General features: G+C 69.3%; 18 protein-coding genes. 7 read left to right on the forward strand and 11 right to left on the reverse strand.

All coding sequences use genetic code 11. The features are described from left to right. Window positions 1–304 precede the first annotated feature (304 nt). Window positions 305–517 carry a hypothetical protein gene (locus VEB62_RS04170; protein WP_324795786.1) on the forward strand — a complete coding sequence of 71 codons (213 nt, stop codon included), beginning with the start codon at window positions 305–307 and terminating at the stop codon, window positions 515–517. Between the two features lie 5 nt (window positions 518–522). On the opposite strand, the gene VEB62_RS04175 is transcribed toward VEB62_RS04170, so the two are convergent. Genes VEB62_RS04175 through mutM form a run of 5 tightly spaced genes read right to left on the reverse strand, consistent with a single transcriptional unit; the run spans window position 523 to window position 3,777 of the window. Beyond that, window positions 523–1,311 (reverse strand): enoyl-CoA hydratase-related protein, encoded by a 789-nt coding sequence (locus VEB62_RS04175; RefSeq protein WP_324795788.1) that lies wholly within the window; start codon window positions 1,309–1,311, stop codon window positions 523–525. A gap of 54 nt (window positions 1,312–1,365) precedes the next feature. Then, window positions 1,366–1,815, reverse strand: coding sequence for a hypothetical protein (locus VEB62_RS04180; RefSeq protein WP_324795791.1), 450 nt, complete (start codon window positions 1,813–1,815; stop codon window positions 1,366–1,368). Further along, the gene (locus VEB62_RS04185; RefSeq protein ID WP_324795794.1) at window positions 1,812–2,357 is read right to left on the reverse strand and encodes a DUF1697 domain-containing protein; all 546 of its coding nucleotides are present in this window, start codon (window positions 2,355–2,357) and stop codon (window positions 1,812–1,814) included. Before VEB62_RS04185 ends, VEB62_RS04180 begins: the two co-directional genes overlap by 4 nt. Continuing rightward, window positions 2,354–2,938, reverse strand: coding sequence for a DUF1697 domain-containing protein (locus tag VEB62_RS04190; protein WP_324795796.1), 585 nt, complete (start codon window positions 2,936–2,938; stop codon window positions 2,354–2,356). The genes VEB62_RS04185 and VEB62_RS04190 overlap by 4 nt, the downstream gene beginning before the upstream one ends. Continuing rightward, a complete protein-coding gene (gene mutM / locus VEB62_RS04195) occupies window positions 2,914–3,777 on the reverse strand; it encodes a bifunctional DNA-formamidopyrimidine glycosylase/DNA-(apurinic or apyrimidinic site) lyase (RefSeq protein ID WP_324795799.1) in 864 nt (287 codons plus the stop codon). Before mutM ends, VEB62_RS04190 begins: the two co-directional genes overlap by 25 nt. Before the next feature lie 96 nt (window positions 3,778–3,873). Here mutM and VEB62_RS04200 point away from each other — a divergent pair, with 96 nt between their 5' ends. From VEB62_RS04200 to VEB62_RS04210, 3 genes are all read left to right on the forward strand, one after another. After that, on the forward strand, window positions 3,874–5,931 hold the full coding sequence (locus VEB62_RS04200) for an OPT family oligopeptide transporter (RefSeq protein WP_324795802.1): 2,058 nt from the start codon (window positions 3,874–3,876) through the stop codon (window positions 5,929–5,931). A 186-nt stretch (window positions 5,932–6,117) separates the two neighbouring features. After that, a complete protein-coding gene (gene typA, locus VEB62_RS04205; RefSeq protein ID WP_324795804.1) occupies window positions 6,118–7,947 on the forward strand; it encodes a translational GTPase TypA in 1,830 nt (609 codons plus the stop codon). A gap of 139 nt (window positions 7,948–8,086) precedes the next feature. Beyond that, window positions 8,087–8,734, forward strand: a complete 648-nt coding sequence (locus VEB62_RS04210; protein WP_324795807.1) for a hypothetical protein — start codon at window positions 8,087–8,089, stop codon at window positions 8,732–8,734. 74 nt (window positions 8,735–8,808) lie between these two features. On the opposite strand, the gene VEB62_RS04215 is transcribed toward VEB62_RS04210, so the two are convergent. Beyond that, window positions 8,809–9,063 carry a GlsB/YeaQ/YmgE family stress response membrane protein gene (locus VEB62_RS04215; protein ID WP_324795809.1) on the reverse strand — a complete coding sequence of 85 codons (255 nt, stop codon included), beginning with the start codon at window positions 9,061–9,063 and terminating at the stop codon, window positions 8,809–8,811. 175 nt (window positions 9,064–9,238) lie between these two features. On the opposite strand from VEB62_RS04215, the gene VEB62_RS04220 reads away from it, so the two are divergent. Then, complete coding sequence (locus VEB62_RS04220; RefSeq protein WP_324796029.1) at window positions 9,239–9,625, forward strand: helix-turn-helix domain-containing protein; 387 nt, start codon at window positions 9,239–9,241, stop codon at window positions 9,623–9,625. Between the two features lie 86 nt (window positions 9,626–9,711). After that, the gene (hisN, locus tag VEB62_RS04225; RefSeq protein ID WP_324795812.1) at window positions 9,712–10,497 is read left to right on the forward strand and encodes a histidinol-phosphatase; all 786 of its coding nucleotides are present in this window, start codon (window positions 9,712–9,714) and stop codon (window positions 10,495–10,497) included. 13 nt (window positions 10,498–10,510) lie between these two features. Here hisN and VEB62_RS04230 read toward each other — a convergent pair whose 3' ends face one another. From VEB62_RS04230 to VEB62_RS04240, 3 genes are all read right to left on the reverse strand, one after another. Beyond that, a complete protein-coding gene (locus VEB62_RS04230; protein WP_324795815.1) occupies window positions 10,511–11,551 on the reverse strand; it encodes an alpha/beta fold hydrolase in 1,041 nt (346 codons plus the stop codon). Further along, a complete protein-coding gene (locus VEB62_RS04235) occupies window positions 11,548–12,450 on the reverse strand; it encodes a class I SAM-dependent methyltransferase (RefSeq protein WP_324795820.1) in 903 nt (300 codons plus the stop codon). Before VEB62_RS04235 ends, VEB62_RS04230 begins: the two co-directional genes overlap by 4 nt. A gap of 104 nt (window positions 12,451–12,554) precedes the next feature. Further along, window positions 12,555–13,382 carry a class I SAM-dependent methyltransferase gene (locus VEB62_RS04240; protein ID WP_324795823.1) on the reverse strand — a complete coding sequence of 276 codons (828 nt, stop codon included), beginning with the start codon at window positions 13,380–13,382 and terminating at the stop codon, window positions 12,555–12,557. 295 nt (window positions 13,383–13,677) lie between these two features. Between VEB62_RS04240 and VEB62_RS04245 the strand changes: the two genes are divergently transcribed. After that, entirely contained in the window at window positions 13,678–14,145 is a 468-nt protein-coding gene (locus VEB62_RS04245; RefSeq protein WP_324795826.1) for an Hsp20 family protein, read from the forward strand. 57 nt (window positions 14,146–14,202) lie between these two features. On the opposite strand, the gene VEB62_RS04250 is transcribed toward VEB62_RS04245, so the two are convergent. Together VEB62_RS04250 and ribD are read right to left on the reverse strand one after the other, a co-directional pair. Then, window positions 14,203–15,474 carry a pentapeptide repeat-containing protein gene (locus VEB62_RS04250; protein WP_324795829.1) on the reverse strand — a complete coding sequence of 424 codons (1,272 nt, stop codon included), beginning with the start codon at window positions 15,472–15,474 and terminating at the stop codon, window positions 14,203–14,205. Between the two features lie 92 nt (window positions 15,475–15,566). Beyond that, window positions 15,567–16,205, reverse strand: a complete 639-nt coding sequence (gene ribD, locus VEB62_RS04255; protein ID WP_324795831.1) for a bifunctional diaminohydroxyphosphoribosylaminopyrimidine deaminase/5-amino-6-(5-phosphoribosylamino)uracil reductase RibD — start codon at window positions 16,203–16,205, stop codon at window positions 15,567–15,569. Window positions 16,206–16,207: the final 2 nt, after the last annotated feature.

Below are 16,207 nucleotides of genomic sequence, written 5' to 3' on the forward strand. Positions count from 1 at the left end.
TGCGGGCGGCGATCTTGCGGATCGCTTTCTTGGCGCCGGGGTTGTTGGCCATCAGTCAAACCTTCGAACGGAAAACGCCGCGGAGCACACGTCCACGGCGCGAAAATCTCAAGAGCGCGCGGCTATAGCCGAAAGGGGCGGGGGGTTCAAGCGCTACCCGACGGGCCGTGGAAATCGGAGGGGCAGGGCTTCGGGCCGGCCGGCGACACGCGGAAATCCGGGACATCCGGACCGGTGGGCGGGCGCGGTCCTGAAACCGCACCGCTCCGGGGCCGTTGTCCTTGCATCAAAGGGAGATTGAGCCATGCGCATCTATCGCGTGACGGTGGGGGTCGAGGGCGGCGCCACGCGCGTCCTGAAGGTGCCCTCAAAGACCGACGTGCAGGCCGGCGACGCGGCGATGACGCAGATGTCCGGGGGCGAATCCATCCTGTCGATCGAGGAGACGGACGATCCCTACCAGGACGTCGACGCGCCGCCGGCGGGCACCCAGACCCACCCGGACCAGATCGTCTGAGCGCCCTAGCGCCCGGTGAAGGTCGGCTTCCGCTTCTCGACGAAGGCCGCCATCCCCTCCTTCTGGTCCTCGAAGGCGAACAGGGAATGGAACAGGCGGCGTTCGAACTGCACGCCCTGGGTCAGGGTCGTCTCAAGGGCGGCGTTGACCATCTCCTTGTTGGCCATCACCGCCAGCGGGCTCTGGGAGGCGATCTTCGCGGCGATCTTGCGGACCTCGTCCAGCAGGGTCTCGTGCGGCACGACGCGGGAGGCGAGGCCGGCGCGTTCGGCCTCGGCGGCGTCCATCATCCGGGCGGTCAGGACCATGTCCATGGCCTTGGCCTTGCCGACCAGCCGGGTCAGCCGCTGCGATCCGCCGATGCCCGGGGCGACGCCGAGGTTGATCTCCGGCTGGCCGAATTTCGCCTTGTCCGACGCCACGATGAAGTCGCACAGCATGGCCAGCTCGCAGCCGCCGCCGAGGGCGAAGCCGTTGACCGCGGCGATGACCGGCTTGCGGAACCGGGTGATGCGGTCGTGGCCGAGCGCGAAGAAGTTGGCCTTGTACATGTCGGCGTAGGACTGGTCCGACATCTCCTTGATGTCGGCGCCGGCGGCGAAGGCCTTGTCGCCGGAGCCGGTCAGGATCAGGCAGCGCACGCTGTCGTCATGCTCGACCGCGTCGAGGAAGGCCGCGAGATCCCTGAACAGGGCGGAGTTGAGCGCGTTAAGCGCCTCGGGCCGGTTCAGGGTCACCACCGCATAGCCGTCGGCGTGACGCTCGATGAGCAGGGTGGAATAGCTGTCGGCCATGGATGCGCTCCGTTGTCTGGCGCCTGTCTATCCGCGCGGCGCGTCGGGCGGAAGTCAGCGGCGCGGGATGAGGGCCAGGGTGAAGGCTGCGCGGACCAGTTCGGCGATCACCACCATGGCCAGCAGGGCGTTGGCCGCGATGACCGGCGCATCCGTCGACATGCCGATCAGGCTCCAGCCGAACAGGGCAGGCAGGGCCAGCAGCGCCGCGAGCGCCAGCACCATGACGATCAGAAGCATCAGGGCGACGTGGCTGGCCTGAAGCGCCGCCTGAAGCGTCGGTCCCTCGTCCAGCACCCGCGATCGCCGACGGAACAGCCAGGTGATCACCCCTGTCGCCACCGCCTCGAGCCCGGCGACCAGCGCCAGGGCGCCGAGGAACCAGAAGGCCAGACCCCCGGTATCGCCCCGTCGCAGGCTCTGGATCACATGGGCGAAATAGCCGCCCCAGACGACGACGCCCACGATCAGGCTGATCCACAGATGGGTCTTGCGATGGTTCATGCCTTCACCTCCGCCCCGGCCATGTCGGCCAGCTTCAGCACCGTGTTCCAGTTGCGGCCCGTGCCCATGCCCAGAATGCGCGGCGTCGCCTTTTTGAAGATGGCCGACTGGCCCTGACCGTCGGGGAACCAGAAATAGAGCACGTCGCCGACCGCCTCGACGCGCTCCCCGCCCTCCGCCAGTTCGCGGCAGGCCTCCAGGGCCCCGTCCTTGATCCCGTCCTTCATGACCATGGCCAGCACCTTGGCCGGGTGAGCGGCCGCCTCCTTCGGGAAGGGGTTGGCGGCGATCAGCTTCGACCACTGCTCCGGCGTGCGGGCCATGGCGACGATCTTCAGGCCGAAGCGACGCTGCATCTCCGCCTCGATCTCGCTTTCGAGCGTGGCGGTCGCCTTGCCGCTCTCGACGACGAGATTGCCGCTGGCCTGAAGCGTGCGCGGGTTCTTCAGCCCCATCTCCTCGGCCATGGCGCGCTGCTCGCCGACCGGCGCGCGCACGCCGCCGGTGTTCATGCCGCGGAACAGGATGATGCGGTGGCTCATGGCTTCGACTCCATCTCGTCCAGTACGGCAGTGATCTTCCGCATGGTGTTCCAGTTGCGGTTGGTTCCCACCGCGCCGAGGGATTTCAACCCGAATCCGCCGGGCAGTTTCGAGGCGGCCGGGTCAGCGCCGCCGAACCACATATAGATGTCTCCCCCCGCCGTGCGCTCGATCTTCTCCCCGGCCGAGGCGCGGCGCAGCAGTTGTTCGAGACCGCGGTCGGGCAGCGGCTCGCGCATGGCCCAGACCAGGATGTGCGACGGCTTGCTGGCCGATTCCACAGGGAAGGGATTGGCTTTCATCAGCGTCCGCCACTGCTCCGCCGTCTTGACCACGATCTCGGTCGGCCTGCCGTAGAGGTCGGCGCAGGCGGCCTCGAGTTCGCGCTCCAGCGTCGCCGGCGCCTTGCGCGAGCGGAACAGCAGATTGCCGGTGGCGATGACGGAACGGACGTCTGTTCCGCCGACGGCCTCGGCCAGTCCGCGCGCCTCTTCGCCCTTCACCCGGCGGCGGTTGATTACAATGCTGCGCAAAAGGGCGATGCGGATCGGCATGGTCAGGGTTTCTGGCAGGACGGGCACCAGAAGGTCGAACGACCCGCCTGGACGGTGCGCCTGACCACGCCCTTGCAGCCCTCGCCGGGGCAGGGCTGACCCTCGCGGCCATAGACGTCGAAGTGGTGCTGGAAATAGCCTTGCCCGCCGTCGGCGTTGGCGAAGTCGCGCAGGGTCGAACCGCCCGCCGCGATGGCGTCGTCGAGCACATCGCGAACAACGGCGGCGAGCGTTTCGAGGCGACGCTTTGACACCTTGCCCGCCTCGACAAGCGGCGAGATGCGGGCGCGGTAGAGGGCTTCGCAGACGTAGATATTGCCCAGGCCGGCGACGATCCTCTGGTCGAGCAGGCCGACCTTGATGTTCTGTTTCTTGCCCGCGAACGCCTCAACCAGATGGGCGCCGGAGAAGGCGTTGCCGAGCGGTTCCGGGCCGAGCCCGGCGAACCACGGGTGGGCCTCGACCTCCGGGGTGGGAATCAGGCCCATGAAGCCGAAGCGGCGGGCGTCGGCGAATCCGAGGCGGGTCGTGGCGCCGCCCTTCACGGCGCACAGGCTGAGGTGCTCGTGCTTGCCGGCGATGGGGGCCGGCTCCTCGAACTCGCCCAGCTGTCGGCCATCGAGGGTGAAGCGGCCGGTCATGCCGAGGTGGATCACCCACGTCTCGCCCGTCGACAGGGGCATCAGCAGATATTTGGCCCGGCGATCGATGCGCTGGACGGTCGCGCCGTCCAGCCGTTGGGGGAAGCGGTCGGGGAAGGGGAAGCGCAGGTCGGGCCGGTTCTGGCGCACGCGCGTCAGTCGGGCGCCGGTGAGCACGGGCTCCAGGCCGCGACGGACGGTTTCGACCTCGGGAAGCTCGGGCATGCGAAACGGATACCCCGTCCTGCCCGCGTGGAGAAGGATTCTTGCCCGCGCCGCGGTTTCCGGCTTAGGTCCGTCCAAAGGGACCGAGGGACGACCATGACCGACACACCCGCAAGCGCGCCGCCCAGCACGGGGAAGCGCATCGAACTGACGCTCCGCGCGCTGATTCTGGGCTGCATCCTGGCGGTGATCTTCACCGCCGCGAACACCTATCTGGGGCTGAGGGTCGGTCTGACTTTCGCCTCGGCCATCCCGGCGGCGGTCATTTCGATGGCCATCCTGCGGGCGTTCAGGACCTCGACCATCTGGGAGAACATGACCGTCCAGACCGTGGCGTCGGTCGGCGGAGCCATGAGCTCGATCATCTTCGTCCTGCCCGGCCTGGTCATGATCGGCTGGTGGCTGGAGTTCCCGATCTGGGAATCGGTGGCCATCTGTGTGCTGGGCGGCGTGCTGGGGGTGACCTTCTCGATCCCGCTGCGGCGCGCCCTGGTCGTCAATGGCGGCCTGCCCTACCCCGAAGGCGTCGCCGCGGCCGAGGTGCTGAAAGTCGGCTCGCGCGGAGCCGCGCAGACCGAGAGCGCGGTGCGCGAGAACAAGTCGGGCCTGTGGATCGTGGTCCTCGGCTCGGTGGTGTCGGGCGGGTACGCCTATCTGGCCGCCGCCCGGGTGTTCGCCGGCGAGGCGGCGCGCTTCTTCAAACTGCCGGTCGCCCTGGGCGGCGGGGCGACCGGGCTGGGCTTCGGCATGCAGTTCGCCCTGCTGGGCGCCGGGCACCTGATCGGGCTCACGGTCGGACTGGCGCAGCTGTTCGGGCTGCTGGTGGCCTGGTTCATCGCCGTGCCGATCATGACCTCGCCCGAGTACGTGACCTGGCTAAACGGTTTCGGCATCGACTCCATCGCCGCCACGGTCGCGGCGGGAGCCCCGGCTGAAGAGCTGGCGACCACGGTCTGGCGCAACGAGGTCCGCTTCATGGGCGCCGGCGTGATCGGCGTGGCCGCGATCTGGACCCTGATCAAGCTGGCCGGGCCGCTGATCGGCGGCCTGACCTCGGCGCTCGCGGCGAACCGGCGGCGCAACGCCGGCGAGGTGCTGACCCTGACCGAGCAGGACATTCCGATCAATCTGGTCGCCGGAATCTCGGTGGCGGCCCTGGTCGGGATCGCGGGCCTGCTGGCCTGGTTCGCCCAGGTCTCGCCGGCCCTGGCCGGCGCGACGCCGATGCTGGTGGCGGGCGGCCTGATCTATGTGGTGCTGATCGGCTTCGCCGTGGCGGCGATCTGCGGCTACATGGCCGGCCTGATCGGTTCCTCCAACAGCCCGGTCTCGGGTGTCGGCATCCTCGCCATCGTCATCGCCTCATTGCTGATGCTGGGCGTCATGGCGATCGCGGGCGTGCCGGCGGATCCCTCGATCATCGCCTACGCCCTGATCGTCACCGCCGTCGTCTTCGCCGTGGCGGTGATCGCCAACGACAACCTTCAGGACCTGAAGACCGCCCAGCTGGTCGAGGCCACGCCGTGGCGCCAGCAGACGGCCCTGATCGTCGGCGTGGTCGCCGGCGCCATCGTCATCCCCTTCGTGCTGAACGCCCTGAACCGCGCCTTCGGCTTCGAAGGCGGCCCCCCCGGGATCGCCAACGAGCCTCTGGCGGCGCCACAGGCGACGCTGATCTCGGCCCTGGCCCGGGGCGTCATCGGTGGCGACCTGCGCTGGGACCTGATCGGCCTCGGCGCGGTCATCGGCGTGGTGATCATCCTCCTCGACGTCGCCCTGAACCGGGTCACGAACGGCAAGATGAAACTGCCTCCGCTGGCAGTGGGCATCGGCTTCTACCTGCCGGCGGCGGTGACCACGATGCTGGTCATCGGCGCGGTCTGCGGCTGGCTGTACGAGAAGGGGATGCGCAAGACCTCGTTCGCGGACGTCGGCCGCCGCATGGGCGTGCTGCTGGCCTCGGGCCTGATCGTCGGCGAGAGCCTGTTCGGGGTGTTCAACGCCGGGGTCATCGGCGCGACCGAGAACGAGGCGCCGTTCGCGCTTCTGCCCGAGGGCTCGACCTGGCCGGCCATGATGGCGGGGGTCGTGGTCTTCGCCGTGGTGACCTTCGCCCTGTACCAGTGGGTCCGGAGCCGCTCGGCCCGGGTCTGATCCCGCCCTCAGCCCGCCGCTTTCGTGGGCCATAAGATCGGCGCTACGCCAGTGCGTGTTCCTCGCGCACTGGCGTTTCCGCGTTCGCCCCTGTAAGAGGCGCGCGCTCCCCGCACCGTCGCCTGAACCCAGCGGCCCGCCCCAACGTTTTGACCGGGCCGGCCGCCTTGCACGTCTGATAGCCAAATGAATCTGCGCAACGTCGCCATCATCGCCCACGTCGACCACGGCAAGACCACGCTGGTGGACCAGCTGCTCGCCCAGTCGGGCGTGTTCCGAGCCAACGAGGCCCACGCCGAACGGGCCATGGACTCGAACGACCAGGAGCGCGAGCGCGGCATCACCATCCTGGCCAAGTGCACGAGCGTGCTCTGGAACGGCAAGGCGGGCGAGACCCGGATCAACATCATCGACACCCCCGGCCACGCCGACTTCGGCGGCGAGGTCGAGCGGATTCTCGGCATGGTGGACGGCTGCGTCCTGCTGGTCGACGCCGAGGAAGGCGTCATGCCGCAGACGAAGTTCGTGCTCACCAAGGCGCTGAAGATGGGCCTGCGTCCGATCCTGTGCATCAACAAGGTCGACCGCGCCCACGCCGATCCCGACAAGGTCCATAACGCGGCCTTCGACCTGTTCGCCGCCATCGGCGCGACCGACGAGCAGCTGGACTTCCCGCATATCTACGCCTCGGGCCGGGCCGGCTGGGCGACGATGGATCTGAACCAGCCCTCCGACAACCTGGCCCCGCTGTTCGACCTGATCGTCGACCACGTGCCGGCGCCGAAGCAGGTCGAGGCCAAGGACAAGCCGTTCCAGATCCTCAACGTGCTGATCGAGAGCGATCCGTTCCTGGGCCGCCTGCTGACCGGCCGCATCGAGAGCGGCAAGGCCGTTCCGGGCATGGCCATCAAGGCCCTGTCGCGCGACGGCAAGACCATCGAACAGGGCCGCATCACCAAGGTTCTCGCCTTCCGCGGTCTGAAGCGCCAGCCGGTCGAGGATGCCGAGGCGGGCGACATCGTCGCCATCGCCGGCATGTCCAAGGCCACCGTGGCCGACACCCTGTGCGCCCTGGAGGTGACCGAGGCGCTTCCCGCCCAGCCGATCGATCCGCCGACCATCTCGATGACCGTCTCGGTCAACGACAGTCCGCTGGCCGGCCGCGAGGGCGACAAGGTGCAGTCGCGCGTCATCCGCGACCGCCTCCTCAAGGAGGCCGAGGCCAATGTGGCCATCCGCGTCACCGAGACCGGCGGCAAGGACGCCTTCGAGGTCGCCGGCCGCGGCGAACTGCAGCTGGGCGTGCTGATCGAGAACATGCGCCGCGAAGGTTTCGAGCTGTCGATCTCGCGTCCGCGCGTCGTCTATCAGACCGGCGAGAACGGCGAGCGGCTGGAGCCGATCGAGGACGTCGTCATCGACGTCGACGACGAATACACCGGCGTGGTCATCGAGAAGCTGTCGGCCCGCAAGGCCGAGCTGAAGGACATGGGCCCGTCGGGCGCCGGCAAGACGCGCCTGACGCTCAAGTCGCCGTCTCGCTCGCTGATCGGTTACCAGGGCGAGTTCCTGACCGACACCCGCGGTTCGGGCGTGCTGAACCGGGTGTTCAGCCACTATGAGCCGCACAAGGGCGCCATCGAGGGCCGCCTGAAGGGCGTCCTGGTCTCGAACGGCGACGGCGAAACCGCCGCCTTCGCCCTGTGGAACCTGGAAGAGCGCGGCGTCATGTTCGTCGGCGCCGGCGAGAAGACCTACCAAGGCATGATCATCGGCGAGAACGCCCGCTGGGACGACCTCGACGTCAACCCGATGAAGGCCAAGCAGCTCAACAACATCCGCGCCTCGGGCAAGGATGAGGCCGTGCGCCTGACGCCGCCCCGGCGTCCGTCGCTCGAGCAGGCCATCGCCTATATCGAGGAGGACGAGCTGGTCGAGGTCACGCCCAAGTCGATCCGTCTGCGCAAGGCCGTCCTCAACCCCTCGTTCCGCAAAAAGCGCGTCCGCGAGGAGTGATCACGGCTGTCACCGAGCCGGAATCGGCCAATCCTGGCCATGAGAAGGTGATTTCGGGGCAGGCGGAACCGTGACGCCACGCGGCGGTTGCCCGATCGGTGCGAGCCCCCCGCTCGCGTAGATCGAAGGCAATCACACCATGCGAAAGAGCGCGCTCCTGTCAGGTGTCGCCGGCCTGTTCCTCATGTCCGCTCCGGCGTTCGCCCAGGACAGCACGGCCCCGCAGACCCCCCCCGCCGCCACCCCGCCCGCCGAAGCGACCGAGCCGGCCACATTGACCCTGCAGCCCGGCATGACCGTCCGCGGCGGAGATGGGGAGCTCGGCGTCCTCGTCGGCGCCCGGATGAACGGCAACAACCAGCAATTGACGGTCCGGGGGGCTGACGGCACGGTGCGCGCCGTGCCGATCGACGGCATCCGCCAGGAAGGCGACGTCGTCGTCGTTGACTTCACCGTTGAACAATTCAGCACGGCCGACACCGTCACCCAGCCGGCCACGCCCGCCACGCCTGCGGAACCGGGCGTGTCTCCGGCGACGCCGGCGACGCCGGCTGTCCCCGGCTCCGAGACGGCCCCGGACGAGCCTGGAGAACAGGGCGCCGCCCCGGCCACGCCCGCGACCCCCGCTACGCCGGCCCAGCCCGGCGAGAGCCCGGCGGTCCCCGCGACCCCGGCCGAGCCGGCGACCCCGCCCGACCAGACCCCGCCGACGCTGCCGCCGAGCAATCCGGCGTCTCCGCAGCCCGGCGACGGCCCGCCGGCGGATCCGGGCAAGCCGAAGATCTGATCGGCCCCGGCCCCGAATTGAAAGGGCGGCTCCTCGCGGAGCCGCCCTTTCTTATCGCCAGGAGGGGCGGACCGTCAGGCCCGCCGCTTTACGAGCCCCAGCAGGAACAGCAGGACGATCGCGCCGAGGGTGGCGACGATCAATCCGATGATCCAGCTGCCCCCGGCATCTCCGCCCATCATGTTGAACAGGAAACCGCCGATCAGGGCGCCGACGACGCCGACGACCAGGTTCGTCAGGAGGCCGTGATTGCGCCCCATGATCTGCTCAGCCAGCCAGCCGGCGATAATGCCGATGACAATCCACGCAACCCATCCAAACCCGCTCATAGTCCGCTCCTTCCAAGGGTGATCGATGGCCGTTTAATGCGCCGGAAGCGCAACGGTTGCCCGGGCCGACACCGAACCCGGTTCACTGGTTCTCCCCTCCAGCGGGAAGGCGGCATGGCCCTTGCCGCTCGGAGGGCGAGCCGTCCCGCATCGGGACAGGTTGGGAACAGGGGAAATTGGGGCCATGGCCACCGACATCGACCTTCATCTCGGACGCCGTCTGCGCCGCCGCCGGCGCCTGCTGGGCCTGACGCAGCAGCAGCTGGCCACCCAGGTCGGCATCCGCTTCCAGCAAATCCAGAAGTATGAGTGCGGCGCCAACCGCATCTCGGCCGCCCGCCTGTGGCAGCTGTCCGAGGCGCTGGAGTCGCCGGTCAGCTATTTCTACGACGGTCTGGAAGAAGCCATCGAACGCCGGGAGGCGGCCAACCAGGGCGGCGAGATGTTTTCCCGCAAGGAAACGCTCGACCTGATCCAGGCCTACTACCAGCTCGGCGAGCGCCCCCGTCGGCGCCTGCTCGATCTCGCCAAGTCGTTGCACGCCGAGGCCGACGCAGTCTGAGCAGAGGCGAGGAACGAGGGGCAGACGGGGGCGTAATGAGTCGATCGACTTGACTCGCCTCTCGCCCCTCGCCACTCGCCCCTGTCATGACCGAGTATGAACTGTTCGCCGTTGATCTGGCCCGCGAGGCCGCTCGCGTGTCGCTGCCCTATTTCCGCGACGCCTGCGAGCAGGAGGACAAGGGCGGCGCCGCCGGTTTCGACCCGGTGACCCAGGCCGATCGCGAGGCCGAGGCGGCGATCCGGCGCCTGATCGCCGGCCGCTACCCCGCTCACGGCGTTATCGGCGAGGAGTATGGCGAGGACCGGCCCGAGGCCGAGCACGTCTGGATCCTCGATCCCATCGACGGCACCCGCGCCTTCATCGCCGGCCTGCCGCTGTGGACCAATCTCATCGCCCTCAGAACCGCGGGTCGCCCGACGGTCGGCGTGATCGGCCAACCCTACCTGGACGAAATCTTCCTGGGCGGTCCGTCCGGAGCGCGCCTGCTCAGGGGCGACTGCGAGACGCCGTTGCGCGTGCGTGCCTGCGCCCGCCTCAACGACGCCCTGATCGCCACCACGGACCCGGACCTGTTCACAGGCGCCGAGCTGGGGGCGTGGACCCAGGTGCGCGCCGCCGCACGCCTGGCCCGACTGGGCTGCGACGCCTATGCCTACGCCATGCTCGCGGCCGGGCGCATCGATCTGGTGGCCGAGAGCGCGCTGAAGGTCTGGGACTGGTCGGCCCTGGTTCCGGTGATCGAGGCCGCGGGCGGCGAGGTCACCAACTGGCGGGGCGACACGCCGGACGGCGGCGGCCAGATCCTGGCCGTCGGCGATGCGCGTCTGAGGGATCAGGCCCTTGTGGCCCTGAGGCGGGCGGCGCTCTAGTCCGGCCGCCGGATCAGGCGGCGTGGACCGGGTTTCCGGCGGCCGGTGGCGCGGTGATCGGCGACAGGTCCTCGACCGGCGAGACATAGGCGCCCATGGCGTCGAACTCGTCGAGGAAGGTCGCGCGAAGGTCGTCGGTCTCCATGATGATCTCGTGCCTGGCGCCGGGGATCTCGACGTAGCGGCCACGGCCCAGCCGACGGGCGGCCCATTTGTTGGTCTGTTTCCAGACCCGGTCATCCTCGCCGGCCTGCACGATCGCCACGGGAATCCGCACCGATTTCAGGGCTTTGGGCTTGAGGGCGCGCTGGCCGGCGTCGAGCGCGAAGGCCAGCCAGCCCCAGGTGGGCCCGCCGACCGCCAGATGGGGGCAGGCGTAGAGCTGCTGGCGCCACTGTTCGTAGCGGCTCTCGTCGGTGGTCAGGGCGTCCTTCTCGAAGGTGTGGTCGAAAGGATCGTCCGGGTTGTCCAGCACATAGTCGCCAGCCTTGCCGTGCCGCAAATTCCAGCGCACCGCCAGCTTGACGGACCACATCGAACGCTTGCCGGTCTTGATGCGCAGCATGGGGCTGGTCAGGAGGGCGCCGGAGAAGCGGTCCTCTCCGGCCTGCAACGTCATCAGGTTCAGCACCGCGCCCATCGAATGGCCGACCATGATCCACGGCTTGGGCGCCCGGGCCTCGTAGGCGTCCAGCAGCCGGGCGTAATCGTCGAGAAATTCCTCGACCGCGCGCGCGTGACCCTTCAGCCGGTCGGGCAACAGCCGGGCCGACAGGCCCTGGCCGCGCCAGTCGTGGGCCAGCACGCACCAGCCCCGCGCCAGGAAATTGCCGATGACCTCGAAATATTTCTCGATCGGCTCGGTCCGACCCGGGCTGACGATGACGGTGCCGCGCGGCTTGCGCGTGACCAGGGCCGACGGCGTCCAGAAGGCGGCGCGCAGCCGCAGGCCGCCGGCTCCGCGGAACCATTCGCCGGTCCCGCCCGGAGGCGCGGAGGCGCCCGGAACCCCCATCAGGGGGGCGTTGGCTGCGTAGGCGGCGGCTCGGCTCACTCGGGTTTCCTGAATCTCAAGGTCATGCGATCGCTTTCGCCGATCTCGTCGTACTTCGACCGGTCGAAGGTCGGGTCCGGCGGCGATCCGCGCGGCGCGGTCAAACCCATCGGCGGCAAGGTCTCCACGCCGAACGGATGATCCTTGGTATCCCTTTCATTCGCGTTGATTTCCGACGCGCCGACAAAGGCGAAGCCGGCTTCGGCCGCCAACTGCCTGACGAAGGCCTCCTGGACATAGCCGTCGGCGGCCGTGGGGTCCTGGTCCTTGTCGGGACCGAGCCGGTGCTGCTCGACCCCGAGGACGCCGCCGGGTCGAAGCGCGGCGTAGGCGTCGGCGAAGGCCTTCTCGGCGATGCCCGCCGCCATCCACGCATGGATGTTGCGCATGAACAGGGCCAGGTCGACCGTCCCGGCGGGGGCGACGGGCCCGGAGGTCGGGCCGAACTCCGACAGTTCGATCTCGCCGTATAGCCGTCGGTCGTTGGTGAAACGCTTCTGGAAGGCCGCCGCGAGGGCGGTCTGGGCCGGATTGGCTCCCGGGCCGGTCTGGAAACCGGCGGCGATGTAGCGGCCGTCGCCTTCGGCCAGATAGGGCGCCAGAATCTCGGTCCACCACCCGCTGCCCGGCCAGAACTCGACCACGGTCATGCTGGGCTGAAGGCCGAAGAAGCGCAGCGTCTCCATCGGATGGCGCCAGACGTCGCGGGCGCGGTCCTGGGCGCGCCACGGACCGGCCACGGCCCATTCCAGGGATCCCTTGGGCGGGCCGTCCGGCTGCGGGGGCGGCTCGGCGGTTTTTTCGCGTCCGCAGCCCGCCAGGGCGAGCAGGGCGGCGCCGCCGGAAAGCACGCTCCGACGCGACGCGGACGGTCGCCAGACCTTTGTTCGTTCAGCCATTCACGTCCCCCGCGACGTCTGCGCGCCGTACGGTTCGTCCCCGTTCGCCAAGGGCTTAACCTTGTTCCCGTGGGCGGTCAAAGCCGTTGCGGCGACGGACGACATCAGGCCGGCTTACGGAAGCGGAGGGTCATCCGGTCGCTCTCGCCGACCGCATCGAAGGCGGCCCGTTCGGCGTCCGTCAGCGGCGTCGGCCGGTCGGCGGGATTACCTTCGCGCGGAGCGCTGACGCGAGTCGGCGGCAGGGTCCAGACGCCATACGGGTGGTCGTGGTCATCCTTCGGATTGGCGTTCAACTCGCTGCGGGCGTCCAGTACGAAACCGGCGGCGAGCGCCGCCCGGATCACATAACTCTCCGGCACATAGCCCGTCGGCGCGGTCTGGTCGGGGTTCAACCCGTCGACGCTGCGGTGCTGCTCCACCGCCAGCACGCCGCCCGGCTTCAGGGCCTTGAAGAAGGCGGCGAGATAAGGCTCCGTCCGCCCGTTCCGATGCCAGTTGTGGAAGGACCTGGCGACCACGACCATGTCGGCGGTTCCGTCGGCGACCCCCATGCCCTCGAGCGGCCGGTTGACGGCGACGTAGGTCCCGCCGGTCGCTTCCGCATAGGGCTGAAGGATGGCGCTCCACCAGCCGCCGCGGCCGGGCTCGATCTCGACGACGGTTGAGCCCGGCGTCAGACCCCAGAATGTCAGGGTTTCGAACGGGCGGCGATGGACGTCCCGCGACACGTCGGCGGCGGATCGGGCCGGCGAGGAGACCGCCGCCTGCAGGGCCGCGTCTTCCTGGAGGACCGGCGGCGCCATCGCAGCGCGGCGGGCGGTGCGCTGCGCCGGCGTCTCGTCGAGCGTGGGCAGGGCGGGAAGGGTCTGGGCGGCGGCCATCGCCGGAAGGGCGAGTGCGGCGGTCACGGCGAGGGCGAGCAGTCGCATCGGTCGTCTCCAATGGTGGGGAAAGGAAGGTTGGACCCTGCTGGGTTCGGACGCGCCCGGCAAGTCACGATGCCCGGCGGCGACAGAATGAAGCGCCAAAGCGGAGATCGGCGCCTCTTGACGGTCTTTTCGGGCATCCCACATCTGCGATCGAGGACGCCGGCACCGGGTCCTCCAGACCGGACGGGGCCGAACACCGGACCGTCAGGCCTGACCTCCCATCGCTGCCCCGGGCTGAAAACCCACGACGGGTTTTCTGGGGCGGCTCAACCTTGCTGATCCTCAGGAGGATGACATGCGTACGTATGATTTCACCCCGCTCTACCGTTCCGCCGTCGGTTTCGACCGGCTGGCCAGCCTGCTGGAAAGCGCCGCGCGCACCAGCCAGGAAAACGGCTGGCCGCCGTACAACATCGAGACCACCGGCGAGAACGCCTACCGCATCGAGATCGCGGTCGCCGGCTTCAGGCCGGAGGAGCTGAATCTCGAGGTGAAGGAGAACCTGCTCACCGTCACCGGCCGCAAGACGGCCAACGACGACGGGTCGAACGGGCGAAACTTCCTGCACCGCGGCCTGGCCGAGCGCGACTTCGAGCGCCGGTTCCAGCTGGCCGACTATGTGGTCGTGAAGGGCGCCGATCTGGTCAACGGCCTGCTGTCGATCGATCTGGAGCGCGAGCTTCCGGAGGCGCTGAAACCCCGCCGCATTGAAATCGGGACGGGCCAGGCGTTGATCGAAGGCAAGAAGGGCAAGGCGGCGTGATCGCCTGAGACCCTTGACCTCGGAAGGGGGCGGCGTTCGCGCCGCCCCTTTTTCACGTCAGGCGGCGGCGTCGATCTCCATGCCGCGGGCGCCGGTGGTGATCGTTCCTGTCAAGTCGGCCTGGCGCAGGCAGGCGCCGCGCAGGGTGGCGCGGGTCAGGTCGACGTCGGTCAGATTGGCCCGCTTCAGATCGGCGCCCGAGAGATCGGCGCCCTTCAGGCAGGCGCCGGTCAGGTCGGCCGGCAGCAGTCGATCCGCCGCGATCATCAGGGGGCCGAGTTGCGCCTGACGCAGGTCGGCGCCGTTGAGCCGGGCCCGGGCCAGACGCGCGCCGCGCAGGTCCGCGCCCCTGAGATTGACGGAGCGAAGGTCGGCGTTCTCAAGATGGGCGCCCTGAAGCTGCACCCCCTCCATGTTGAGGCCGTAGAAGACCGCGCCCTTGGCCGACAGGGCGGTCAGATTGTAGCCGTTGATGGACCGCAGCGCCCTGAGGTCGACGCCGTCGAACACCGAAGGCTGGCCTGAGGCCCCGCCGGTTTCGCACCACCGCGCGTGCTCGGCCAGCATTTCGGCGGCGGGCATCTTGTCCACCGGATTTCCGGCTGAGCGGTCGTCGGTGAGGGCGCCGGTCATGTCCGCGCCATCGGTTCGCCACATGACCATCTTGGCGCCGACCAGTACGGCGTCGCGCAGGTCCGCGCCCGTCAGATCGGCGCCCGAAAGGTCGGCTCCGGCCATGTCGGCGCCCCGGAAGCTGGCCTGCTTCAGATTGGCCCGCACCAGCTTGCAGTCCTTCATGATGGCGTCGGAGAAGTCGGCCGCGACGGCGACCACGCCGGTCAGCTTCGACCGCTCCAGATTGGCGCCCACCAGACAGGCGCCCTGCGCCTGGGTGTCGTTGCGATATTTGGACTCGACCACGCGGAAGCCCAGCCTGGAGTCGGCGGCGGCGATCGTGCCCTCGCGCAGGTCGGCCTCGAACAGGTCGGCTCCGGTCAGGTTGGCTCCGCGCAGGCAGGCGCCGCGCAGGTCGGCCCGGCGCAGGCTGGCGTCGACCAGAACCGCATCCTGCATGTCCGTCCCGAAGAAGGTGGCGTTGTCGAGCCGGGCCCCGGTCAGGTCGCAGCCGATCAGGCGGGCGGCGGCGAAATCGGCGTCGGCCAGGTTGCGGCCGGCCAGCGACAGGCCCGACAGGTCGAGCCAGGCGAACACGGCGCGGGCCCCGCCGGGCTTGGCCTGCCACAGCCGGTCGTGCCGGGCGCAGATGGCGTCCAGTTCCTGCTGATCGATGCGCCTTCTGGCGACAGCTGCCCCGGAGTTCCCCGACATGATCCCGCTATGGCACAGCAGCGCTTAAGGAAGGGTGACGTCCTTGGGGCTTAACCGGGCGGCCTGGCCTCAAGTGGCGCGCGGCAGGCCGGCTAGGGAGTGAGAAGCCCCTGGGCTTCGAGGGCGTCGGCCAGTTCGCCGGGGCTGACCCAGACGCGGGTGTAGCCGGCCTCGCCGAGACGCTTCAGTTCGGTGATCAGGTCGGCCTTGGGCGAGGAGGCGAAGCGGGCGTCGAAGCCTTCGCCGTCGTCGCTGACCCGCACCATCGGGCGGCCGGTCTCGACCCGGTGCAGGTAGCCTTCGTACAGAACCGCGGCGTCCTGGGCGAGCAGGCCGGTCTCGACCTGCAGGCCCGCCTTCTTCAGCCGCTCCACGCCCCGGCCCGAGGCGAAGGGCGAGGGGTCGACGGCGGCGACCACGACCCGGGCGATCCCCGCGTCCATCAGATAGTTGGAGCAGGAGGTGCGGCCCGAGGAGCGGGCGCCGCAGGGCTCCATGGTGACATAGGCGGTCGCGCCCTTCGCCCGGTCGCCGGCGGCGGGCACGGCCTGCTCCTCGGCGTGGGGGCGGCCGCCGGGGGCGGTGGCGGCCTCGGCGATCACCTCGCCGTTCCTGACGATCACGCAGCCCACCGCCGGATTGGGCCAGGTCTGGCCCATCCGCGCCTTGGCCAGGGCGATGGCCCGGCCCATGAAGCGGATGTCGTCGGAGGCCTGCTGCGCACTGGTCATGG

It is taken from the genome of Brevundimonas sp., from assembly GCF_035626975.1.
Classification (GTDB): domain Bacteria; phylum Pseudomonadota; class Alphaproteobacteria; order Caulobacterales; family Caulobacteraceae; genus Brevundimonas.